A 24,548-nucleotide genomic window follows, 5' to 3' on the forward strand; every position below is an offset into this window, starting at 1 on the left:
TTTTGAATATATGCAATATATTTAAGAGCTCGTAGCTCAGTCGGTAGAGCATTTGACTTTTAATCAAAGGGTCCCGGGTTCAAATCCCGGCGAGCTCGCCATATTTCTACACTGTGGGTTTGTAGCTCAGCTGGTTAGAGCACACGCCTGATAAGCGTGAGGTCGGAAGTTCAAGTCTTCTCAAACCCACCATTCAATCCGCTACAACAATAAAATCTGTATTATCATAATTATATCAAGGTGATCATTTATTAATATTGCTAAGTTAGGATGATATTGTCAAGCTAAGGTTTAGATTATGAAAAAATACAAATTTACTGAAAAAGAACAAGAAATACTAGATTATTTTGAACAAGATGAGCTTTTAGAGTTACCTAAAAAAGAACTAGAGAGCCAAAAAAATATAGCTAAAATTGCCGCAGCTAATTTTTTTAAAAAATCGGAAAGAATTAATATTAGATTGCCGTTATACGATTTAAATCATATAAAAAGAATTGCAGCACAAGAAAGAATGTCTTATCAAACTCTTATTGCTAGTGTTTTACACAAATACGCGTCCGGATATTTAAAATTAGATAAACTTAGTTAATCAATACTTTTTTTATATAAATAACATTTTTTCTCAATGAGTCTTTTTAGAGGTAGAAAAAGGTTAGAGGGTAAATTATCAAGAGCAAACCACTACCAGCTTTCTACTTTATGAGCCTCAAGATTCTGTAATTCATGCTCATTTAAACAATGAGCTTTAAGGAAAATCAAGACGTAATGCTTTTGTTCTTTTTCAAAAATATCGTTAGTCACCGCTATCAATTGTGGATTTTCAATGATCAGATTTGTTTCTTCTAAAACTTCACGGATAGCACATTCTTCAAATGTTTCTCCAAATTCTAAATGTCCACCGACAGGAGCATAACTAGACTCACCATGGGAACTAATACGTTTACCTAATAAAATTTCATTCCTATTAAGATTAAAATACCGATACCGATGCGTAGGTGGTTAGTCATATCTAACTATTAACTCTGGATTGACTTATTAATATCGTATGTTAGCTTCTAAAGCAAATAAAAAAATATTGCTTATTTAAATACCGTGAGCTATTTGTAGATTATATTTAATACTTACCTGTAGTTATGAATTCTACCAATCAATTACAAAATAATAGCTTAACTAATTCTTGGCTTAAGCTTGGTGTTTTATCCTTGGGATTTGCGGGTTTATATTCAATTATTTTGGTGGTACTACGTACTCCACAATTATCAAGCTTTTTCCCAAATCCACATATTTTCAAATCTGCTTTAATTATTCATGTTAATTTATCGGTATTGATTTGGTTATTGTCCGTTACGGCTAGTGTTTGGGGGGGTGAAACGTCATTGCGAGGAGAGGCCAAGCCTCGACGCGGCAATCTCGTGAAACAATACAAAATTTCTGAGATTGCCACGCTCTCTACGTTCGCTCGCAATGACGTGTTTCGCCTTTACCCCAAACTTGCTTTTCTAGCTACTCTTCTAATCGCCATCTCCCCAATAGCCGGGCATAATCCGGTGATGAATAATTATATACCGATGCTTGAAAATATCGTATTTATTGGGGGGTTAAGCTTATTTGGTGTTACGTTGCTATTGTACGCTATAAATATTTTATATTTCTTCGATTGGATGAACTTAAATAGTTTAGTTAATTTTACCGTATTATCGACTATTATAATGTTTATTTTAAGTTTTGTTTGTTTTGGATGGTCTTATAATGGCTTGCAAAACATCATTCAAATTATTCCAATCGAGATAGAATTTTATTATGAATTACTTTTTTGGAGCGGAGGTCATTTACTGCAATTTATATATACTCAAATATTAATATTTATTTGGGTTAGTTTATTTAGAGAGTTAATAGCTAGAGAATTGAAATTTCAAAAATTCTATCTTTTCTTGCTTTATTTAAATTTTATTTTCGGAATTCTTACACTTTTCGGTCATATATTTTATGATATTATCGATGGAGCCTTCAAAGTATTCTATACAAATCATATGCAATATCTAGGCGGCATTGCTCCTGTTTTATGTTTAATAGGTATGGGGGTTGAGTTGGTGTGGGTATTTGTCATCCCGCGGCTTGACCGCGAGATCCAAACAAAATATCAGAATAATGTTATAGATCTCGCGGTCAAGCCGCGGGATGACACGGTTACAATAAATGACAGAGTAATCAAAACTATCTTACTTTGCTCTATTACTTTATTCTTACTTGGCGGGCTTATAGCAATGAATATCACAGGTATAAATGTAGCAATTCCTGCTCATTATCACGGGTCTATAGTAGGGATTAGCATTGCTTGTATGGGGTTTAGTTATTTAGGTATTGGGAGGTATCAACGTCATTGTGAGCGACTAAAAAGAGCATGGCAATCTCATGAGGTAATACAAAAACTCCCTAGATTGCCGCGTCGGTACTTCGTGCCTCCTCGTAATGACAATATTATTAATTTTACATTTTACCTCCTAACATTCGGGCAGATTCTGCACATACTAGGTCTAGCATTCGCCGGTAGTTACGGTGTTATGCGGAAAGACCCAAATAGTGTAATGCCGATGTCAGCTAAGCTATTAATGGTAATGATGGGCGGAGGAGGGTTTATTGCTATAGTAGGCGGCTTGATGTTTGTATATATTTGTGTTAAAGTAATGTTTTTTAAAAGTATAAAACTAGCACATGAGTAAACCAACTAGAGAAGAAGCTAAAGAGGCAGTAAGAACGTTACTAAAATTCATTGGTGAAGATCCAAGCAGAGAAGGGTTGCTTAAAACGCCTGATAGAGTAATTAATAGCTACGCAGAAATATTTTCTGGTTATGGAAAGGATGTAGCAGAAATATTAAATACCAAGTTTTATGAAACTTGTAATTTTCAAGATTTTATCTTACTGAATATAAAATTTACCTCTTTCTGTGAACATCATATATTACCTTTTAACGGTACAGTAGATATAGCTTATGTTCCTGATAATTGTATTGTCGGCATAAGTAAGCTAGCACGAATAGTAAATATTTTTGCTAGAAGACTACAAATCCAAGAAAAAATGACGGTACAGATAGCAGAAAGCGTGCAGGAGAATTTAAAGCCGCTTGGCGTTGCCGTTAAGATTTCTGCCGTACATAGCTGTATGTCAATGCGTGGTGTAATGCAAGATAATAGCGTTATGAATACCATGCATTATACGGGTATATTTGCCGAACAGCAGAAATATCGTCATGAGTTTTTAAACCTTACTGCTAAAAGGTGATACGTTATTAATGTCATTTCTGCGGAAGCGGGAATCCAGTCATTTTGTCATACCGCGACTTGATCGCGGTATCCAGAAAAAAATTTAAAAAAACTGGATCCCGTGGTCAAGCCACGGGATGACAAAATAAATGATTATAAATATAGCAAGAAAGTAAATAAAATATGTTATTATCAAAATATTTTTTACCTGTGTTAAAGGAAGAGCCAAGTGAAGCTCAAGTAACTTCGCATAAATTAATGCTTAGAAGTGGAATGATTAGGCAGCAAGCAGCAGGGATTTATACTTGGCTTCCGCTTGGCTTAAAAGTATTGAAGAATATCGAGAATATAGTACGCTTAAATATGAATAAAGCGGGAGCTTTGGAAGTGCTAATGCCTTGCATTCAGCCGGCACATTTATGGATGGAATCGGGACGTTTTGATAATTACGGTAAAGAAATGCTGAAATTTCAAGATCGCCACGATAATACTTTACTATTAGGTCCTACTAACGAAGATATGATTACGGATATTTTTCGTCATAATATTAAGTCATATAAGGATTTGCCGAAAAATCTTTATCATATCCAATGGAAATTTCGTGATGAGATTAGACCTCGTTTTGGTGTTATGAGAGGACGAGAGTTTTTAATGAAAGATGCTTATTCTTTTGATATAAATGAAGAAAATGCCGTTAAAACCTATAATAAAATGTATAAGGCTTATATCAACGCTTTCAGGGATTTAGGCGTGTTTGCTATCCCTGTTATTGCCGATAACGGTCCGATCGGTGGCAATTTAAGCCATGAGTTTCATATAATCGCTGAAACTGGTGAAAGTACTATTTATTACGATAAAAAATTTAAGACATTAAAAGATAATCCTGATATCGATGTAGAGGAAATTAAAAGTTGGTACGCGGCAGCTGAAGAAAAATATGAAGTAAATAAATTACCTATATCTGAACAAGAAATAACCAGCAGTAAAGGAATAGAAGTCGGGCATATTTTTTATATAGGCTCAAAATATTCGGTTAATATGAATGCACTTATTAATAATGAGCATGGTAAACTAACTCCTATAGAAATGAGTTCTTACGGTATAGGCATTTCAAGGTTAGTTGCTGCTATCATAGAAGCAAATTGTGATGAGAAAGGTATCATATGGCCTTCTAGCGTTGCTCCTTTCAAAGTTTCTCTAATTAATTTAAATATTCATGATAGTAAATGCGTAGAGCTTGCGGAAATGGCTTATAAAGAGCTATCAGATAAAAATATAGAAGTGTTATATGACGATACCGAAGCACGTCCAGGCAGTAAATTTGCAACGCATGATCTTATAGGCTCACCTCATCAAATTATAATTGGTCCTAAAAAAGCCGCAAATAATATTGTTGAATTAAAAGATCGTAAAAGTGGTGTTATAGAAGATATTGAGGTAGGTAGTCTAATGAGTGTATTGTAAAATAAAGAAATATACATCATTACGAGGAAATTGCATAGCAATTGATGAGGCAATCTCAGGAGTTTGTTATTATTGCATGAGATTGCCACGCAGTCTACGGCTGTTCGCAATGACGATTTTGGAGTCATGCAATAAGGCTAATACCCTATGGGAATGATATAGCAAAAATATTCTTCGTAGACAATGATAGTATCATATGATACTATCATATAATGAATAGCAAACCGTCTTTTCAAATAACTAATAAAATCTTGGAGTTATCACAAGATATTTCTTATGAGCTTGGTATTTTAGCCGGTAGCAAGCTTTACTCTCAACCTATAAAACTTAGAAAAAATAATCAAATTAAAACCATCCATTCTTCTTTAGCAATTGAAGGAAATAGTTTAAGCGTAGAGCAGATAACCGATATAATAAACGGCAAGCGTGTACTCGCACCTGAAAAAGATATTGTAGAAGTAAAAAATGCTATAAAACTATACAATAATCTGACTATATTTAATCCCTTCAAAATTGAATCATTATTAAAAGCACATGAGATATTAATGCAAGGATTAGTAGAAGATAACGGAAAGTGGCGTAAAGGTAATGCCGCTATATTTAAAGGCACAGAGATTATACATTTTGCCCCTACGGCACGCCGTGTATCTTTATTAATGCAGGATTTATTTGAGTTTATAGCACAAGATAAGCAAATTTCTGGAATAGTTAAAGCTTGTATATTTCATTATGAGTTTGAATTTATCCATCCTTTTTCAGACGGTAACGGACGAATCGGTAGATTATGGCAACAATTATTACTAATTCAAGCTAATAAAATTTTTGAGTATATTTCCGTTGAAAGTTTGATAAGGAATAATCAAAGTGAATATTATAGTGTTTTAAGTAAGTGTGATAGGCTTGGTGAATCGACCTTATTTATCGAGTTTATGCTTGATAGAATAGTTGCAGCATTAAGATTATATAGTAATAGTATTACATATGAGGCAAATACGCCTTTGTCTAGAATGGAATTTGCTAAGGTTAATTTAATAGATCAATGGTTTTCTAGAAAAGATTATATTACTGTACATAAAAATATTTCTACGGCAACGGCTAGTAGAGATTTGTTATATGGTTTAGAGCGTAAACTTTTAATAAGTAAAGGGGATAAGAATCAAACTTATTATAAGTTTGTGTAGTTTTTAATGTGTCATTCCCGCTTTCGTGTATGAGGGTTAACTTAAGAGAAGAAAAAACCTCTGATGCCATTCCCGCGAAAGCGGGAATCCAGTACTTTAAAGCTTTTTAAAAGCTCGATTTATCTTGCTTTATCCCTAGATTTCTGCTTTCGTAGGAATAACATCATATCACTGATTCAAAAAGAGATTAACATGAAAAATTTTATAAAATATTTGTTTTTTACCGGTCTATATATAGTAGTGACGATAATAGTTGCTTATATGGTTTTGGCTCAAACTATTCCTAATGATGGGCAGTGTCATATGATGGATAGACCGTTTGTTATTCATTACATCTTAACAGCAATTATTACCGCTTTACCGACACTAATTTTAATATATAGTAAAAAGAAAAAGTAAATATATGATCGGTAAATTAAGCGGTAAAGTTGATTTCCAAGGCGATGATTACGTTATAATTGACGTAAACGGGGTAGGGTACTTAGTCTATGCTTCAGGTAAAACTTTAGGTAAACTTGCTGAAGGGGAGTTTTATAAACTATTTATCGAAACCCATGTTAGAGAGGAACATATTCATCTTTACGGTTTTTTGACTCTAGAAGAGAAGAATTTTTTTAATTTGCTACAATCAGTAAACGGTATAGGTACAAGAATGGCTTTATCTATCTTATCAAACCTTACGCCTTCAGATATTCAAATTGCTGTAAATAATGAAGATAAAAATATATTTAAAGTAATATCCGGAGTAGGGGCTAAACTTGCTGAACGTATAGTGCTAGAGCTGAAAGGTAAAGTAGCGAAAATATCAAGCGGTTCAGCTATTATTAAAGAGAGCTTAAATATTAAGAATATCACACCCGTTGCAAGTAATGAAGTAATAAAAGCTCTAGTAAATCTAGGATTTTCTAGATTTGAAGCTCAAAACGCTGTTCAAGGCATCATTACCCAAAATCCCGAAATCTCTATTGATGAATTAATCAAAACAGCCTTGAAAAATCGAAATTCTAATTTTTAGTTGATAAATTAGCAGTTATTTTATATTAATTTTAATTACTAAAATTAATAGGTAAAATATATGTCCAAGTTAATAGAATATTTAGGGAAAATACAGGCTGAAGAAATATTAAAAGAGCTAAAGAAAGACCCTGCTACTTATAATTATTACCGAGGTTAATTTTGTACCACAATCACCGGTATTTGCAGCTGCTGGATACTCTAAAATTCCTGAAGATGTTTTAAATGGGTTATTTAATGCTTTACAAGGAGACGCTACTATAAAGTACTTAAGAGCACTGATAGTTTTGAGTGGAGTTTAAAATCAATAAAGTTATTTGCTGAATTTTTTAAAGATCCGCTATGCCGAATTACCGACATTAGTTTTATAAATGCTTTGAATAATGTTAATAAGATAGATGTTCTTTTAGATACCTTAAGAGTAAACGAAACAAAAATAAGCGATTTAGATATAAGTGGGATATTTTTTGATAATAATGTTCCTGCCTGATCCTCATTTGTTAAAAATACTAAACTTGCCGGATTGAATTTTTCATTAAGTACAGAAGTAAGCGAGGAATCAAAGAAAGCCTTATCGGATGCTATAAAAGAGAATAAAAGCTTAATTGGATGTAATATTTTAGGTTATAAGATAGGAATGAAATCTCAAGATAGACAAGAATTGGACGCACAAATTACAAAAATAACTGATGAAAATAACCTTACTCTAAAATATGTAGCAGAAGTTTTGAAAAATTATTATGAAAATCCTAATATAATATTATCAAATGAGATATTTGGCCATTATTTCAAGTTATATAAAGGATTAAATCAAAATTACCTTAAAGAAGAATTACAAAACTTAGGCGTCACTGATACAGAAAAATTTTTTGAAACCGTAGATAAACTTAGAGAAGGGGTAACTAGTTTCTATGAAGAGGGCTAATATAAAAGTCTAAAATAATTTATAGCATAAAACTATTTTTTGGCTATTATTAGTCATTATATTCGATTTAAAATAATGACTAATAGATTATCACCTGAAAAAAGTGAAAATGATCAAGAATTGCCGATAAGGCCGTCATATTTGCAAGAATTTGTCGGTCAACAGCAGATTAAAGAAAATCTTTCGGTATTTATTAAGGCTGCAAAATCTCGAAATGAGCATCTTGATCATACTTTATTTTACGGTCCGCCCGGGCTTGGTAAAACTACGCTTGCTAAAATTATCTCTAACGAAATCGGCGGTAATTTTAAATCCACCTCCGGTCCTGCTATACTTAAGGTCGCTGATCTTGCTGCTATTCTTACCAATCTTGAAAAGAACGATGTATTATTTATTGATGAAATCCACCGCTTAAATACTGCGGTTGAAGAGGTTTTATATCCTGCTATGGAAGATTTTGAGCTTGATATAATTATCGGTGAAGGATCTGCCGCAAGGTCAGTGAAAATAACCTTGCCGAAATTTACCTTAATCGGTGCTACCACACGCCTCGGGCTGCTTAGTAATCCTTTGCGTGATAGGTTCGGTATCCCTATGCGGCTAAATTTTTATAATACCGAGGAATTGAAGAAAGTTCTCAATAGAGCAAGTAAACTACTTGATATTGATTTGACCGATTCGGGTTCTGAAGAAATAGCTAAAAGAAGTAGAGGAACGCCAAGAATTGCATTAAGATTGCTTCGTCGTATAAGAGATTTTGCAGCAGTTGACGGTAAATCAAGAGTAGATAAGGAAATCTCTGATTTTGGGTTAAATCGTTTGGCGGTTGATCGCATAGGACTTGATAGCAATGATTATCGTTATCTAAAATTCATAGCGGATAATTATAACGGCGGTCCTGTCGGAATTGAAACGATTGCAGCTGCCTTATCTGAACAACGTGATGCACTTGAAGAAACCATAGAGCCTTATCTTATACAGATAGGTTTACTACAAAGAACTCCTAGAGGTAGGGTAATCACGATTGCCGCTTTTGAGCATTTGAAAATGCCTGTACCGAATCAATCACATCATCAATTTAATATTTTTAACGAGAATGAATAACAATAATTTAAATGATAACTACACAGCCGCAGATGTTATAAAAAGGCTGATAAAAGATCATGTTAAACCTTACGCAAATAAAATATATTTTTCGATATTTTGTATGGTTGTTGCAGCACTTTGTACGGCAGTGATCGTACATGCAGCTAGACCTATTATTGATAAGGTTTTTTTAACTCATGATAAGAAAATGCTTATAATAATGCCTATAGTGCTTACTGTAACTTTTGTTATAAAAGGAATTTCAGAGTATTATCAGAATTATCTAATAAAATTTGTTGGGCAGAGGGTACTAAACGATTTACAGATAAAAATGTATGAGCATTTGTTATTTGCCGATATTTCTTTTATTCAAAACCAATCTTCAGGACGTTTAATATCTCGTTTTACTAATGATATTTCTTTGATGCGTGGAGCTGTTTCTAACTTACTTGTCGGATGTGCTAAACATTTCCTAACTGTAGTATGTTTGATAGCAACAATGTTTCATTTAGAACCGCTATTATCTTGCGTAGTTTTTCTTGTTTTCCCTTTAGCTGTTTATCCGGTGCAAAGGATGGGTAGAAAGATAAGAAGAATATTTGCACAGTCACAAGAAGAGCTTGGGCATTATACCTCTCGGCTTGATGAAACATTTCAGTCAATTAAGATTATTAAATCTTTTGTAGGCGAACAAATAGAAAGTAATAGAGCATCGTTGATTATTAATAATATTTTAGAGTTCTACAAAAAAACATCTAAGCTAGATGCGATGGTTTCACCGATTATGGAGGGTTTAAGCGGTCTTGCAGTTGGAGGGATGGTATGGTATGGAGGTAATCTAGTCCTGGAGGGGAAAAGTACGCCAGGGGCTCTTTTTGCTTTTTTGGCTTCTTTTGCAGCGGCTTATAGACCGTTTAAAAGTTTGGTATCGTTAAATATTAATTTGCAAGAAGGAATAGCAGCAGCTAAGAGGGTATTTAGTATTTTGGATACCGAGCCTCTTATTAAAGATCATGAAGATGCTAAAGACGTAGATTTATATAATCCACAAATTACTTTTGAAAAACTAGCTTTAAGGTTTGAGAGTAAAATAGCTATAAAATATATAGATTTAAGGTTAGAGCCTCATAAAATTATTGCGTTTGTCGGGCGTTCAGGTAGTGCTAAGACTTCGCTTAGTAATTTATTAGTGCGTTTTTATGATCCAAATGAAGGAAGAATTTTAATTAATAATCATGATATTAAAGATATTAAGCTTACTTCACTTAGAGGTCAGATTTCCTTAGTGACTCAAGATACTCATTTATTTGATACAAGCGTTGCAGAAAATATAGCATACGGTCAGGAAAACGCTACAAGAGAAGAAATAATTAGAGCAGCAAAATATGCCGATGCTCATGAGTTTATTATGCATCTGCCGAATGGTTACGACACGCAGATAGGGGGGCAGGGGACGACTCTTTCAGGCGGTCAGCGTCAGCGTTTATCTATTGCTAGAGCTTTCTTAAAAGATGCTCCTATTTTAATTTGGGATGAAGCAACAAGCAGCTTAGACCAAGCTTCCGAACAGAAAATTCTAGAATCGTTAAAGAAATTACGCCAAGGAAAAACCACTTTAATTATTACGCATCGTTTAAGCAGTATTACCGATCTTGATAATATTATCGTCATGAAAAACGGTGAGATTTGTGAACAAGGAACTCATACACAATTGCTTAAGAATAAAGATGAATATTATAGGTTGTATAATAAGGAGTTAAGAGAAAATGGTTGATTTATAAAGTAAATAGCTTATATTTATTAATTATTATTGCAACACTAATATTCTCGTCATTGCGAGGAAATTATGTAAGTAATTGACAAAGCAATCTCAAGATACTTAACAAGATTGTCACGTCGGGACTATGCCCCTCCTCGCAATGACGATTTAATGAAATATCACAATGCGCATTACCAAGATTTTTAAAGACTATCGATTATTTGAAATATTTATTTTAGGAATAGTGAGCGGTATGCCGCTGGTTATAATTTTTTCTACTCTTGCGGTATGGTTAAAAGAATCCGGTATAGATATCGCCGTTATTACTACTTTTGCGGTTGCAAGGTTATCATATTCGTTAAAAGTATTTTGGTCGCCTCTAGTCGACAATTTTAAAATACCTTTTTTAAGTAGGTGGGGACATCGCAAAAGCTGGCTTATATTATGTAGCTCTTTAATGGCTTTAGTACTAATTGCTATGAGCAAGGAAAATCCTGAAGTTTCTTTAACTTCTTTCTATTTTTTGACTATATTATTAGGCTTTTTATCTAGCACATTTGATATTGCCGTTGATGCGTTGCGTATAGATAAGTTTGATCAAGAAACACAAAACATAGCTAGTGCAACCGCCGTATTCGGTTATCGAATCGGTATGCTTATTACAGGGGCAGGTGCTTTGTACCTTGCAGAAATAACTGGAAATAATTGGCAACTAACTTTCTTTGTTATAGCTATAATATTTGTCGTTGCAACGATATTTATAATAACCGTAAACGAAAAAGAATTAGTAAGAGAAAAAATTAATATTATTTCTATTACTTCATGGATTTCTACAGTAATTAATCCTTTCAAGGATTTTTTCAAAAGAGAATTTGCTGCAACTATTTTACTTGCGGTAATATTTTTAAAATTAGGCGATGCTATGCTTGGAGCGGTTGCCTCACCTTTTTATATAGAGCTTGGTTATACAAAAGGCGAAATAGCAATAATAGCTAAACTTTATGGATTGATTGCAACCTTAGTCGGCGGTTTTGTCGGTGGTATTGTAATGTATAGGGTGGGGAATTTTAAAGGTTTGATTTATTACCGGTATTGCCCAAAGCTTAACGCATTTTGCATTTATTTGGCTTAATCATCAGCCTCCTTCTTTTGAAGCTTTATTAATTGCTATTACTATAGAGAATTTTGCTGCCGCTATGGGTGCTACTGCTTTAGTCGGATATATAGGTAATTTATGTAATAAAAAATATTCCGCAACACAATATGCTTTACTTAGTAGTGCTAGTAGTTTATGTAACAATACTGTCACTATTTATGCTGGAAAACTCGTAAATATGATAGGCTGGGACGGTTTTTTCCTCTTTACTATAATTTTAGCCTTGCCTGCTTTGTTTATATTAATGTATCTTAATAAAAAGGTTAATGTGTAGTAAGTATTATTTTCATCGTCATTGCGAGCGACCGTAGGAAGCGTGACAATCTAGGAAAATAATAAAAAAATGCTATGCATTTTTTACTGGATTGCTTCGTCAAAATTTTCAATTTTTCCTCACAATGACGAAAAATCACACTTGGTTTAATTTGAATAATATTTTATTTATTTAAAATGTTTAGGAAATTTTTATTACCTTATGTTTTTGTCGTAACATTTTTCTTTGCGCCTATAAGCGAAGCAAAAAAAGCCGTAAAAAATACCCCTAAACCTCCTGTTCAAACTAGTTTAGTAATTGATGCAAAAAGCGGTAAAGTGTTGCAGGCCCATAATTCACAAATTCGGATTTACCCCGCTTCTTTAACTAAGCTAATGACTCTATACTTAATGTTTGAAGCAATTGAAGCCGGTAAGTTACCTTTAGATAAAAAATTACTTGTATCAGCAAAAGCTTCAAAAATGCCGCCTTGTAAGCTGGGTTTAAAGGCAGGGGAAACTATAACCGTTCGAGAGGCAATTAATGGATTAATTATAAAATCTGCTAATGATGTTGCTGTAACGGTTGCTGAGGGCATGAAAGGTTCAGAGAAAGCTTTTGCTCATTTAATGAATGTTAAAGCTAAACAGCTCGGTATGAAGAATACCTATTTTAAAAATGCTTCAGGTTGGCATGACCCATTGCAGCAAACTACCGCAAGAGATATGGCTAAACTTGCTATGGCTTTGAAGAGAGATTATCCTAAATTTTATCCGTTATTTGCTAAAACCAGCTTTGTATTTCGTGGAAACGTAGTAAACGGACATAATAGGGTTACTAAAAATTATCAAGGTGCAGAAGGGATGAAAACAGGTTTTCATACACCGGCAGGTTATAATTTAGTAACTACTGCTTCTAGGAACGGTAAATCATTGATTGCCGTTGTTACAGGCGGTAAAAGTGCCGCATCTCGTGATCAAAAGATGATGGGGCTACTAGATCAGCATTTTAATATTAAGCCTATAGTCCCTAAACCTTCAATCAAGCTTGCCTCTAATAATAAATCTACTACAAAAGCTAAATCAAAAATAATAAAGAAAAAGAATATACGTAGTTGATATGTATCGTCATTGCGAGACCACAAAGTGGTCGTGGCAATCTCATGAGGTAATACAAAAATTCCTGAGATTGCTTCGTCAAAACTTAAGTTGCTACTCGCACTGACGTTAAAAATCGAGCCATGCAACAACGCCTACGACTACTGACGATTTAATATTCACACATCTTTTAAGGAGTTACTGCCAATTTATACTTTAAATTTACAAGTTTTATATGACAATTAACGCTACATTTATTGTTTTTTGTAACTTTATTAGATGAAGATTTTTTAGAGTTTTTAGCTAAAGTTTTACTTTGTGGTTTTTTTAGATTAATATTTTTTAGAAATTTCTCAGTTTCATTAGGTAAATATTCTATTTTTACTTTAGTTATACCTTGATTTTTAAATGCTAAAATTTCAGCCGCTTTTTGAGAAACATCTATTACACGATTTTTCTTAAAAGGACCTCTATCATTAACCATTAAAATTACTGCTTTATTATTGGCTTTGTTGGTAACTTTAACTAAGCAAGGGAGCGGAAGAGTTTTATGTGCAGCAGTTAATAAATTTCTATTAAATCTATCGCCGTTAGCTGTTTTTTTGCCGTGAAAACCGTCTTTATGTCCACCGTACCATGAGGCATAACCTGTTTCGGTAAAAGATTTAGGGTTGTGAGGTTTGTAAGTCTTTCCTTTTATTTTATAATTTTTACCGACTTTATAATGTCCTTTATAAGTTAGATTATGGGGATCATCTTTTGATAATTCTTTGTAAGAATATTTGTGGGAATAAGGTAATCTTTTTGAGGTATTACAACCGCTTAGACCGAAACAAAAAATTAACAAAAGTAATAAACCCTTTGCATAACGTGCTCCTAAAGGTAATTTGTATACCTTTGATACTTCAAGATTTGGTACGTCAAATTTCGGGATTCTCCTGTGTTCACGTATTTTTATAAGCTGTGCAGGCTCACCACTTATTTGATTTCCAACTTTTGAAACATCTGCGGTATACGTCAATCCGGTACTCGCATCCTCACGTATTAAAGTGTACGCTGCGGTGCTACATACCGTGTTGCCTTCAAATTTCTCTTTATTAGCTTCGTTCTGCAAGAGGTCTAATTTGAATTTATGATTCTTCACTATTATCATTATTTGTGTTAAAGTTATTCATTATTTTAGCGTAACACACAACTTTTTCAACACCTTTTATTTTTGATGCAATAGAAGCAAGCTTTTCTAGCTCTTCTTCTGATCTTGCAACTCCAAATAAATAAACAATATTATCTATAGTTAGAATAGTATAATTAGCAAATTTAATGTCTTTGCTGACTAAATTTTTAGCTTTAATTTGCGTGGTTATCATACTATCTTTAGTATATTGGGCTAAGTCAAAATGATTACTGTTTTTATTTACTTTCAACTCATTAATAACTTCTTTTACGCTTTTTTGATTCCAAGCAATTTCTACGGCTTTTAACGCATCAGATTCTTTTTGAATATTTCCTGTTAATAATACTCTTCCTTGTGATACTTCAACCTTTATTTTAGCACCTAAATCTCTAAAATTATTTTTTACTAAATCAGCTTTAATGCTGGCAGAAATCCTTGCATCATTTAATGTTTCAGACATTGGTTGATCTTTTGAAGCAACAATGCCGGTAGTGGTTGCTACGGTAAAAATAGCAGGTAAACAAGCAGATAGACTAAAAGAAAGAGCTATAAAAATTAGAACTCGTAATATCATAACAATAGTACCCTACGATTTTTAAAAAGATTGTATTTGTTCAAGAATTAACTGTTTGTTTATTATAGTACCGGACAATTTTTAAAAAGCCATCGGTGTTATCTCTGTGAAAGCAGGGATCCAGTGCTTTTCTGTGTCATCCCGCGACTTGATTGTGGGATCCAGCTTAAAATACTAATATTATTAGTATTTTAAATTGTTTGTATGGACCCCGTCGTCAAGCCACGGGGTGACACAGTGGATTTTACCGGTCCATGCAACAACGCCTACGCGGTAATGACATAAAGTAAAAATAGTAAGGTATTATATATCATATCTTACTATCCGGTAATTTATTCTTTAATAAAAGAGGTAATTGCAGTAAAATAAATATAAAAGTAATAGGTATTACACCGAATACTTTGAATTTTACCCATGTTTCATCTGAGTAATTACGCCAAACTATTTCATTAACTACAGCCATAAAAAAGAAAAAAGCCGCTGTTCTATAGCTTAAGGTTATCCAACTTTCTTCTTTAAGACGTACTATACTCTCTAAAGCATATTTGATAAAAGGATTTTTTCTTATACCGCTCATGAGAAATATTATTCCAAAAATAACATATAATATAGTAGGTTTGATTTTTATATACATTGAATCGCCGCTAATTAAAGTAATGCTTCCTGAAACTAATAAAACAGTCGTAGAAATAATAGAAAGCTTGGATACTTTCTTATCTATAACATAACAAAGGGTAATACAAACAACAGAGGTAATAAGCATATAAAGAGTAGCGTGTTGTATACCGCCTCCATAAAAAAAGCCTGCAAAAAATGCTATTACCGGACCAATTTCTGATAAAAGTTTTAACATATTTAATTTAATTGTTCTCTTTGATAAAATTAATTTGATTCATTTTTTTGTACTGATATTAAGTTATTTTTGGAATATCTTAATTTTATTTGTATGACAATATTTATCAGTAATATAGTAGTAAAATAAGCCAGTACTTGTAGCCCGTTAGGTCTTGCAATATAACCGGTAACAATATGTAAGATTTTACCTATCATACTTCTATCTGCTACTAACCATGAACTATCCCAAAGTTGATCGGATAAAAACATAACTAGACCGGAAGAGGTTAAAATACCTGCAGCACTTGCTGCAAATCCGCCTGCTATTAGCATTAATAATACGGTAGAGATTTTAAAAATATATTTTTGATTAGCAATCTTAATGAAACCGAAATATATTACTAAACCAAGTAAGAAGCCACTTGTAGCACCTATTATCACTCCTTGCAAGTAAATACTGCTTGATATTGTTTCAACTGAAGATATGCTATATACTAAAATAATAATTTCTGCACCTTCTCGTAATATAGTAGTGGCAACTAAAAAAAACAACATGAAATAACTGGCATTACCTTCATGAATTTTTACTGATAAGTCGTTTATATGTTGCTTTACTTTTATACCGTAACCTTGCATCCATATTATTGTCCAGCTAATCAGAATTGTTATTAGTATCATAATTCCGGAATCGAATAACTCGTCGCCTATTCCGCCAAAAGATAAAGATAATTTACGTGTAAAAAATGCAAAAATTGAAGCAAATACTACTCCAAGCATGACTCCAGCAATAATATAAAGACGAGATTTTTCTATTTGTTTTGTTACGACGAGTATTACACCAAGTAATAAGGATATTTCTAAACATTCACGAAACACTACTAAAGCAATTTTAAACATATTTTTTATCTAATCATTAACAATTATAAGACCCTGAGCTGTATCTTGATGAAAATCTCCAAAAAATTCATATTTTCCGGACTTGAGAGGTGCAAGTATAATATGTATTGACTCATTTGGCATAACTATTTTTTCACGATGTAAATCATGACTTTCAAACTCTTCTACCGTATCATCTTCATTATGAACAATTAACCTTATCTTAGTCGATTTTGGTACTTCAACTATATTCGGAACAAATTTATGATCTTGTATAGCTATCTTTACTTCTAATATATTATCGTTTGTTTTATTATAGGAACTCTTACTTGTATAGATATAAATAATTACTGCTAAAAATATTAAACCTACTAATATAATAATATTTTTGTTTTTTTTAATAATTTCCATATTATAATTAAAGTTTAAAGTAAGATGCTTATATACTCGTTTAATTTGAGTTTTAAATTTTTAATAATTACAAAATTTATCCTGCAATTTTTATTAATGCTATAAGATATATAATTATTATCATTATGACAAGGATAGATAATAAAGTATAATTTTTTTGTCTTTGAATTTTATTTTGTTTCATATTTATTTAATTTTGTTTAAAGTCTCTTAGTTCAAGCAAAAGATATTCATTTATCGGTAACGATTCATGAGAAATAATTTTATTTATGTTAGAACCTAAAGTTTTAAATGTTTTGCCTTCAGCAATAACACTGCGTGTTCCAACCGTTACTTTACCTTGCAAGGCGTAAGAAAAAATTAAAGGATATGTAATATCGCCGATTTTCATATCTATTTGTTGTCCTTTTGCTTTTGAATCATATAGTATTTTACCGTTTGATAAGCGAGTAATTTTAGCATTAAAGCTTACTTTTTCACCACATAATAAAGGAACACGATACGCTATCTCATCGTCATAAATTTTCACTTTATTACTTTTAACAAAATTTTGCGGTAATATGGATTTTAAAATTACATTAACTTTATAATTATAAGCATCATCGAAGATAATATTATTACTATTATTAACGGCATATTTTGCCGGAATAATAGCTTCTCGTGCTTCTCCTACCATCATACCGATTATTACATTATCTAAGCCAAGCATTACAGGAGCAGAGCCTAAAGTAAAAGTCTTAGTATCTTCAGATATTAAAGTATTGTTCATATCTGATATTTGATAAAATACGGTAACTACATGTCCGCAAGAAGCGGGACCGATATTACCGCTACCGAGCGTATTAATTTTGAACAGTGTTTTTACTAAATCCTTACGTACTTCAATAGTGTAATCATTAGGATTGATAGGTCCATTTAACGGTTGTAAAATATTTTCAAAAAATGCTTTCCCTTCTTCGGTTTTAAGAGCATTGATTACTATTTTTGAAACCGTACGTTCAAATAAGTTGCCGTTTAATGAAATAGGAGGTTCATTATTTATACTAGTTTGGTTTTCATCGGTAGATGAATTATTTGAAGCCGTTTGCTCTACAGTTGTAAGATTATTGTTGTCGGGAGATATTTTTAACTTTACTATATTGTAAAGTATTAGAATTACAATTATTAAAGATAAAAATTTTTGCATATATATAATATTTTAGTATAACAAAGTTTACTATAACAATCAATTACTTAATAATCAAATGAGAATAAAAATAATTTGATTAATAAAAATAATTGATTTAAATTTAGATGCAGAATTTTATAAATATAGTGGTGAAAAGTGAAAAAATTTATATTTTGTTTTTTATGTTTATGGACATTAAATATATTTGCTGCCTCTAAAACTTACCCTAATAAGCTTAATCGTTGTAAAATTACTAGAAATATATTTAATGATTATGAACCAAAAGTTTTTGAAACTACTAATAATTTATTACGTAAAACAGGAAGATTATCAAAATTTTACGGTGAAAGGATATTAATTAAAGGAAAAGTATTAGATCAAAATTGCGTACCGGTTGCGGATGCTAAAGTTTATTTATGGCAAGCAGGAAGCGGTGGTAAATATCCTTACGAACCTTTAAAAACTAGAGTTGATAAAAGAAGATTTACAAGTAAAAGCGATTCAAGTTTTACCGGTTCCGGTATTGCTACTACTAATAATAAAGGAGAATATTACTTTATTAGCATGTTGCCTTATAAATCTTCTCGTTATTTGAGAAGTGCAAATATAAGAATAGAGCATCCTAGTCTTACTACTCTCGAAACACGCTTAGACTTATCTGATCAAAATATGTGTGATAATGAGTGCGGTGAAGTAAATCCGATATTGATCGAACCGCAAGAAAATATGCCGTCTTATTGTTTTGACTTAGTTTTGCAAGGTACGACGCTTAAGAGGTATTGATACAGTACGTCATTGCGAGGAAAATTACGAAGTAATTTGACGAAGCAATCTCAGGATATTTGACGAGATTGCCACGCAGTCTACGACTGCTCGCAATGACGTTTTGCCTCTTTCTGCGGTGCTTCTAAAGGCTTTTTTATACCACAACTACATAATGTAAGTGCTAATACGAATAAAAAAAATGTCTTCATTACTATAAATTATTATATGACCTTAAGAAATTATAATAAATATCTTATATATATTATAGTATTTTTATTATCTATAATAATTTTTATTCCTAAAATTCATGCTAAGCTCTATGAGCAGCCTAAGGATAAATTAGCATTTTTAAGAGGTTCAAGTGTTCCTGATAATATAATTTTTTTTGATGAAGAAAAAAATCAATATTCTCTTGATCAGTTTGAAGGAAAGACTATATTGTTAGTGTTTTGGGCTACTTGGAGTGCTCCTTGTGTCAAAGAAATGCCTGACCTTGATATGTTGCAAAAAGATTTTAGGAAATTACCTTTTTCAGTAATTCCGATTTCAGAAGATTATCAAGGCATAAAAGTTGTGAAAGAATATTTTAAAAGCTATCAAATAAGATATTTGCCGATTTATCATGATTATAGAAATGAATTATTTAAAGCCTTAGGGGTTGTTAGTTTACCGACTAGTATATTAATAGACCCAAACGGCAAAATAGTAACTAGCTTTGTCGGCAATACAAATTGGTATGACGAAAAAGTTAGAGATACTATTTTATCTGCCATTTCCGGAAATTATCCTGAACCTAAAAATAGTTATAACGAGCAATCTCTGAATAAACCGGCTAAGCCTTTGCCGCCAATAAAAAAGGATGCTCTATAGTAACTCCAAGTAAATAGACTAAGTGTAATTTGGAAAAGAGCAAGGAGTCTATAAGGCGAGGAGCGGAGCGTATACTTAATAGGTGAGTACCGCAGATCTTATAAGACAACATAGCCAATTTTTCAAATTAAACGAGTATATTAAATTAAAAATGAGTACAATTAATGAATGAAGTAAATAAATCAACTATGGCGAATGCTGAATTTGATCAGATAATAACCAAACGGCAGATAAGTAAATTAGATCAATTATTTGCTTCGGTTTTTGGTAATTCTAAAGAGGTGATTGCCGTTTTACGCCTTAGCGGTGTTATCGGTAAAGTAAGTACTATGCAATCGGGACTTACTTTAGAATCATTAAATGAACTAATAGAAAAAGCTTTTAAAATAAAGAAATTAAAAGCTTTATGTTTAATTATTAATTCTCCCGGCGGTTCTCCGGTACAATCTGAACTTATTGCAAAACGTATTCGTGACCTTGCTGAAGAAAATAAAATAAAAATTTATAGTTTTATTGAAGATATGGCGGCTTCAGGCGGATATTGGCTGGCTTGCAGCGGTGACCGGATATATGCTTTGCCGAGTTCGGTTATCGGTAGTATCGGAGTAGTATCAAGCGGATTCGGTTTTCATGAAGCAATTAATAAACTTGGGATAGAGAGAAGAGTTTATACGGAAGGCAAGAATAAATCAGTATTGGATCCGTTTAAACCTATTAATAAAGATGATCTTAAAATTATCAAAGATTTGCAAAAGCAGGTTTATGAACATTTTATAGAATATGTAAAAACAAGAAGAGCAGGGAAGTTAACTCAGCAAGACGAAATTTTATTTAACGGTGAATTTTGGGCAGGGCAAACAGCGCTTGATTACGGCTTAATTGACGGCATAGGTGATATGTATAGCGTAATGAAAGAAAAATTTGGTGATAATATTAAGTTTCAATATCTGTGTGCTAAGCAACCTTGGCTTAAAAAGAAACTTGGCATGGGAAGTAAGATATTAACCGATAATCTTGCTAATTCTTTAATTGATGCGGTAGAAAATAAAATTATTAACGATAAATTTGATATGAAATAATATGACAATAACACAAGTTAAAATTAAAAAACTAGAAAATTTTTCCGGCAGTCTGCCGGAATATGCTACAGAGCATAGTGCAGGGATGGATTTAATAGCCGCAAACGAGCAACCTACAACAATAAAAGCAGGCGCAATACAGCTAATTCCAACAGGCATCGCTATAGCACTACCGGATTCGTTTGAAGCCCAAATAAGACCCCGTTCGGGTCTTGCCGTTAAACACGGTATCACGGTTGCTAATTCACCCGGTACTATTGATGCAGATTATCGAGGTGAAATAAAGGTCATTCTTATTAATCTCGGTAAAGAAGATTTTATTATAGAAAAAGGCATGCGAATTGCACAGATGATAATCGCAAAGTACGAACGTATATTATGGGAAGAAAGTAGTAGTCTTATAGAGACGATGCGTGGTAGCGGTGGCTTTGGTTCTACGGGTGTTTAGTGGGTCTCTATGTCATTCCCGCGTAGGCGGGAATGACATAAACGAGCCATGCAACAACGCTTTTAGTAGCTCGTAATGACTATTAGGTATCCACCAAATCATAAAACTTATGAAAATCACAATAAAATTATTAACTTCTATATTATTGTTATTAGCTTTGAAAGTACATGCTGATTCTGTAGATAATGTTAAGCAAGTTTTTACCTATATCGATCAAAAAAATTGGTCACAAGCCGAAGATTTAGCTCTAGAAGTAAATAATAAAACTTTAACAAAAATTGTACTTTCTCAGAAATATTTAGATAATAAATATGCAGATAATAGTTTTGAACATGTAATAAGGTTTTTATGCAATAACCCAGATTGGCCTCAAAATAAGCTGCTTGAAGAAAGAGCAGAAGAATATCTAAATAATAATACAAATAAAAAAGTAATTGTTGATTGGTTTAGTAAACATCCTCCTCTTACCGGCAAAGGTTATAAATTTTATGCGGCAGCTGCAAGTAGTTTAATCAAAGATCAGAAGATATTACTACCTATTATTAAAGAGGCTTGGGTATACGCCAATTTTACTCCTGAAGAAGAAAATGCATATTACAATAAGTGGCATAAATATTTAACTGCGAGTGATCATTTAGAGCGAATAGAAGAACATTTATGGAAAAATTATATTAGATCTGCTGAGCAATCCCTGAAATATGTAGAGCAAGGTTACCGTAATTCTTTTAAAGTCCAAATTGCGATTATAGGTAAATCGCCAAATGCTGAAAAGCTTTTTAAAAGTGTTCCTGAAAAATACTATACTTCCGGTTTATTATATCATTATTTAGATTTTAAAAAAATGCAAAAGCCGACAAAGGAAATTATTACTTTGTTTAAGAAAGCTAAAAATAACCGTAAACATTTTGCTAAATGGTGTCGGATTCAGTCCTATTATGCTCGTGAATTCATCGATTACAAGGATTTCGCTAATAGCTATAGAATGGCAACGCTTCCTTTTGCTACTTGTCCTGAAACTATAAGGGAGCAGGAGTGGCTTGCGGGCTGGCTTTCTTTAAGTTTTTTAAAAAAGCCTGATCAAGCATTAGTACATTTTAATAAGTTTATTAAAGTGGTTAAAACTCCGATTAGTTTGGCACGTGGGTTTTATTGGCTCGGTCGTACTTATGCAGCAAAAGGCGATAAGCAAACGGCTAGAAAATTTTACGAGCAGGCAGCTAAATATTCTTTTACCTTTTATGGGCAGGTAGCAAATATTGAATTAAATAGGACAAAGTTAGTTTTACCTCCTATTCCCGTAATAACTTCTGAAGAAAGGAAAATTATAGAAAATAAAGAGATTATTAAAGCAATAAGGTTATTGGTTAAATATAATAAAAACTACTTAGCCCTGATATATTCCAAAGCAGCAATGAAAAACACTAAAAATTCTGCAGAAATTCAAATAATTGCGAATATTATTAAAGCAAATAATAATACTAATCATATAGTTGAGGTGGCAAAAATTGCCGCCCAAAATAATGCTTTTATTCCGGATTGTGCTTTTCCAACGCCTTATAATCTAGTAGGTTTGCCTATCCCACCTCATTTAACTTATGGAATAATTAGACAAGAATCGGTTTTTGATCATAAAGCAGTAAGTTATGCAAATGCTATGGGTCTCATGCAACTTATTAAAGGTACTGCTTGTGATACCGCAAGATCCATAAATGTTAAATGTAATGTAGCAGACTTAACTAGAAATCCGGTATATAATATTAAACTTGGTTCGTATCACTTCAAAAAATTATTAGATGATCATAAAGGTTCTTATATTCTATCCATTGCTTCTTACAATGCCGGAAGTCATAATGTAGTAAAATGGATAGATAGGTTTGGTGATCCAAGGGATATAAAAGATACAAGAAAAGTTATTGACTGGATAGAACTTATACCTTATCGAGAAACAAGAGATTACGTTCAAAGAGTACTTGAAAATGTTCAGATTTATCGGGTAATCTTAAATAAGAATAGTAGTTTGTACTTTAAGCGTGATTTACATGCTTGTGATATAGCAAAAAGTTAATTTCTATTAGTGTTTTATTTTAACATATAGTAATATATAAGTATAACATGGACACTAATTAAAAATACGAATTAAGGAGGAGAGTATGAAAAAATTAGAGCAACACTTTAAAAAATATCGTAATGATACCGATATTCAAGTAAAGAAATATAAAAACGATCTTAATGTAATCGGCATTAGATATGACCATAAATTTGCACATGTTGCAGTTCCAAATCATGCTACCGGCGGGTTTGAATATTTTAAATGGGATTGGATGACAAGCATTACGGGTAGTCATTCAGAAATAGTAACAAGATTTAAGAAAATAGTAAGCATTTTAAAAGAAGCTAAAAGTAACCCAGCCCAGTATGAAAACTTAGTATCTAACTTGGATGCTAGTACTAAAAATGCACTTGAGGTTACTATTAAGAGTAATAATATTACTATACCGACACAAGACACTAATAAGGTAATGTCAGAAATATTATCAGGAATCAAACATGGCTAGATACAAAAAGTCATATCCCTATGGACCTTAAACAAAAATTCTTAGATTTAGGTTCTAATCATTTAGAACTATTCATAAAAGCTGCTTATAACAAATTTAACAATACGTGGATAGTTAAAGAGTTTGTTGATAATGCTGTAAAAACTGGAGAAGAAGGTAGAAAATATCTAGCCGATTGTGATTGTAGTTCAACTGACCAGCTATGGACAAAGCTTGTTGAACCTATAATAGAAAACCTTAGAATAAGCGAAAATTCAACTGATAAATCTGAAGATGATGAAATATCAGAGGCTTCGGCGAATAAACTTGGAGCAAAAGTAAAGACTTTAGTACTATCTAATACTCATGAACTACCAGCACAAAAAGAAGCATTAAAGCTTGTATATGATATGAGGAAAGGTAATATAGATAAAGCAACTGTTGTTAAGAACATTAATTTTTTTGGTCAGGACGATACTTTATTAGGTTGGTTTGTAGAATATAGTGGCCTTACTATTGACCAAATCAAGGCTAAAGCAGTAGAGATTACCGGTGATGATGCTGCTGATTTTTATTTAGAATAGTTTCTTAAGGTTATTCTCATTTTCTATGTCATT

23 protein-coding genes, 2 tRNA genes and 2 pseudogenes are annotated in these 24,548 nt (G+C 32.4%); 20 read left to right on the plus strand and 7 right to left on the minus strand.

Annotation, left to right across the window (positions count from 1 at the left end):
- Window positions 1-25 precede the first annotated feature (25 nt).
- The 3 genes from C4Q30_RS01280 (at window position 26) to C4Q30_RS01290 (ending at window position 589) form a co-directional block, all read left to right on the plus strand.
- Window positions 26-101 (plus strand) — tRNA-Lys (locus C4Q30_RS01280).
- 14 nt (window positions 102-115) lie between these two features.
- Window positions 116-192: transfer RNA gene (locus tag C4Q30_RS01285), tRNA-Ile, on the plus strand.
- Window positions 193-298: 106 nt separating this feature from the next.
- A complete protein-coding gene (locus tag C4Q30_RS01290) occupies window positions 299-589 on the plus strand; it encodes a hypothetical protein (protein ID WP_103896975.1) in 291 nt (96 codons plus the stop codon).
- 92 nt (window positions 590-681) lie between these two features.
- Here C4Q30_RS01290 and C4Q30_RS01295 read toward each other — a convergent pair whose 3' ends face one another.
- Window positions 682-954, minus strand: a complete 273-nt coding sequence (locus C4Q30_RS01295) for a nucleotide triphosphate diphosphatase NUDT15 (RefSeq protein ID WP_082068627.1) — start codon at window positions 952-954, stop codon at window positions 682-684.
- Window positions 955-1,133: 179 nt separating this feature from the next.
- On the opposite strand from C4Q30_RS01295, the gene C4Q30_RS01300 reads away from it, so the two are divergent.
- The 11 genes and pseudogenes from C4Q30_RS01300 (at window position 1,134) to C4Q30_RS01360 (ending at window position 13,219) form a co-directional block, all read left to right on the plus strand.
- Window positions 1,134-2,720: a cbb3-type cytochrome c oxidase subunit I gene (locus C4Q30_RS01300; protein ID WP_103896976.1), complete on the plus strand. Its 1,587-nt coding sequence runs from the start codon at window positions 1,134-1,136 to the stop codon at window positions 2,718-2,720.
- Window positions 2,713-3,282 carry a GTP cyclohydrolase I FolE gene (gene folE, locus C4Q30_RS01305; RefSeq protein ID WP_014410203.1) on the plus strand — a complete coding sequence of 190 codons (570 nt, stop codon included), beginning with the start codon at window positions 2,713-2,715 and terminating at the stop codon, window positions 3,280-3,282. Before C4Q30_RS01300 ends, folE begins: the two co-directional genes overlap by 8 nt.
- A 164-nt stretch (window positions 3,283-3,446) precedes the next feature.
- The gene (gene proS, locus C4Q30_RS01310; RefSeq protein WP_103896977.1) at window positions 3,447-4,727 is read left to right on the plus strand and encodes a proline--tRNA ligase; all 1,281 of its coding nucleotides are present in this window, start codon (window positions 3,447-3,449) and stop codon (window positions 4,725-4,727) included.
- Between the two features lie 212 nt (window positions 4,728-4,939).
- Window positions 4,940-5,908, plus strand: a complete 969-nt coding sequence (locus C4Q30_RS01320) for a Fic family protein (RefSeq protein WP_103896978.1) — start codon at window positions 4,940-4,942, stop codon at window positions 5,906-5,908.
- A gap of 192 nt (window positions 5,909-6,100) precedes the next feature.
- Window positions 6,101-6,307 (plus strand): Holliday junction ATP-dependent DNA helicase RuvA, encoded by a 207-nt coding sequence (locus C4Q30_RS01325; protein WP_103896979.1) that lies wholly within the window; start codon window positions 6,101-6,103, stop codon window positions 6,305-6,307.
- 4 nt (window positions 6,308-6,311) lie between these two features.
- Complete coding sequence (ruvA, locus tag C4Q30_RS01330) at window positions 6,312-6,923, plus strand: Holliday junction branch migration protein RuvA (protein WP_103896980.1); 612 nt, start codon at window positions 6,312-6,314, stop codon at window positions 6,921-6,923.
- A gap of 636 nt (window positions 6,924-7,559) precedes the next feature.
- The gene (locus C4Q30_RS01340) at window positions 7,560-7,847 is read left to right on the plus strand and encodes a hypothetical protein (RefSeq protein WP_103897134.1); all 288 of its coding nucleotides are present in this window, start codon (window positions 7,560-7,562) and stop codon (window positions 7,845-7,847) included.
- A 75-nt stretch (window positions 7,848-7,922) separates the two neighbouring features.
- Window positions 7,923-8,951 carry a Holliday junction branch migration DNA helicase RuvB gene (ruvB, locus tag C4Q30_RS01345; protein ID WP_103896981.1) on the plus strand — a complete coding sequence of 343 codons (1,029 nt, stop codon included), beginning with the start codon at window positions 7,923-7,925 and terminating at the stop codon, window positions 8,949-8,951.
- Window positions 8,944-10,707, plus strand: a complete 1,764-nt coding sequence (locus C4Q30_RS01350; RefSeq protein ID WP_103896982.1) for an ABC transporter ATP-binding protein — start codon at window positions 8,944-8,946, stop codon at window positions 10,705-10,707. Before ruvB ends, C4Q30_RS01350 begins: the two co-directional genes overlap by 8 nt.
- A 169-nt stretch (window positions 10,708-10,876) precedes the next feature.
- A pseudogene (locus C4Q30_RS01355) lies at window positions 10,877-12,122 on the plus strand (AmpG family muropeptide MFS transporter).
- 176 nt (window positions 12,123-12,298) lie between these two features.
- Window positions 12,299-13,219, plus strand: a complete 921-nt coding sequence (locus tag C4Q30_RS01360) for a D-alanyl-D-alanine carboxypeptidase family protein (RefSeq protein WP_103896983.1) — start codon at window positions 12,299-12,301, stop codon at window positions 13,217-13,219.
- A gap of 169 nt (window positions 13,220-13,388) precedes the next feature.
- Here C4Q30_RS01360 and C4Q30_RS01365 read toward each other — a convergent pair whose 3' ends face one another.
- From C4Q30_RS01365 to C4Q30_RS01390, 6 genes are all read right to left on the minus strand, one after another.
- Entirely contained in the window at window positions 13,389-14,351 is a 963-nt protein-coding gene (locus C4Q30_RS01365) for a septal ring lytic transglycosylase RlpA family protein (protein ID WP_103896984.1), read from the minus strand.
- Entirely contained in the window at window positions 14,329-14,946 is a 618-nt protein-coding gene (locus C4Q30_RS01370) for a BON domain-containing protein (RefSeq protein WP_103896985.1), read from the minus strand. The genes C4Q30_RS01365 and C4Q30_RS01370 overlap by 23 nt, the downstream gene beginning before the upstream one ends.
- 310 nt (window positions 14,947-15,256) lie before the next feature.
- Window positions 15,257-15,799 (minus strand): septation protein A, encoded by a 543-nt coding sequence (locus C4Q30_RS01375; protein ID WP_103896986.1) that lies wholly within the window; start codon window positions 15,797-15,799, stop codon window positions 15,257-15,259.
- 29 nt (window positions 15,800-15,828) lie between these two features.
- Complete coding sequence (locus C4Q30_RS01380; RefSeq protein ID WP_103896987.1) at window positions 15,829-16,677, minus strand: FTR1 family protein; 849 nt, start codon at window positions 16,675-16,677, stop codon at window positions 15,829-15,831.
- 9 nt (window positions 16,678-16,686) lie between these two features.
- Window positions 16,687-17,067 (minus strand): cupredoxin domain-containing protein, encoded by a 381-nt coding sequence (locus C4Q30_RS01385; RefSeq protein WP_103896988.1) that lies wholly within the window; start codon window positions 17,065-17,067, stop codon window positions 16,687-16,689.
- A gap of 190 nt (window positions 17,068-17,257) precedes the next feature.
- Window positions 17,258-18,253: an FKBP-type peptidyl-prolyl cis-trans isomerase gene (locus tag C4Q30_RS01390; protein WP_103896989.1), complete on the minus strand. Its 996-nt coding sequence runs from the start codon at window positions 18,251-18,253 to the stop codon at window positions 17,258-17,260.
- A gap of 138 nt (window positions 18,254-18,391) precedes the next feature.
- Here C4Q30_RS01390 and C4Q30_RS01395 point away from each other — a divergent pair, with 138 nt between their 5' ends.
- The 6 genes and pseudogenes from C4Q30_RS01395 to C4Q30_RS01420 all read left to right on the plus strand — a co-directional run bounded on the left by C4Q30_RS01395 (window position 18,392) and on the right by C4Q30_RS01420 (window position 24,515).
- Window positions 18,392-19,018, plus strand: a complete 627-nt coding sequence (locus C4Q30_RS01395) for a dioxygenase family protein (RefSeq protein ID WP_017443011.1) — start codon at window positions 18,392-18,394, stop codon at window positions 19,016-19,018.
- A 207-nt stretch (window positions 19,019-19,225) separates the two neighbouring features.
- A complete protein-coding gene (locus tag C4Q30_RS01400) occupies window positions 19,226-19,870 on the plus strand; it encodes a TlpA disulfide reductase family protein (RefSeq protein WP_103896990.1) in 645 nt (214 codons plus the stop codon).
- 164 nt (window positions 19,871-20,034) lie between these two features.
- Window positions 20,035-20,949, plus strand: a complete 915-nt coding sequence (locus C4Q30_RS01405) for a S49 family peptidase (protein ID WP_103896991.1) — start codon at window positions 20,035-20,037, stop codon at window positions 20,947-20,949.
- 1 nt (window position 20,950) lies between these two features.
- Window positions 20,951-21,397 carry a dUTP diphosphatase gene (gene dut / locus C4Q30_RS01410; RefSeq protein WP_103896992.1) on the plus strand — a complete coding sequence of 149 codons (447 nt, stop codon included), beginning with the start codon at window positions 20,951-20,953 and terminating at the stop codon, window positions 21,395-21,397.
- Window positions 21,398-21,506: 109 nt separating this feature from the next.
- Window positions 21,507-23,462, plus strand: coding sequence for a lytic transglycosylase domain-containing protein (locus C4Q30_RS01415; RefSeq protein WP_103896993.1), 1,956 nt, complete (start codon window positions 21,507-21,509; stop codon window positions 23,460-23,462).
- 85 nt (window positions 23,463-23,547) lie between these two features.
- Window positions 23,548-24,515, plus strand: a pseudogene (locus C4Q30_RS01420) (hypothetical protein).
- Window positions 24,516-24,548: the final 33 nt, after the last annotated feature.

Source organism: Rickettsia fournieri, assembly GCF_900243065.1.
Lineage (GTDB): Bacteria > Pseudomonadota > Alphaproteobacteria > Rickettsiales > Rickettsiaceae > Rickettsia > Rickettsia rickettsii.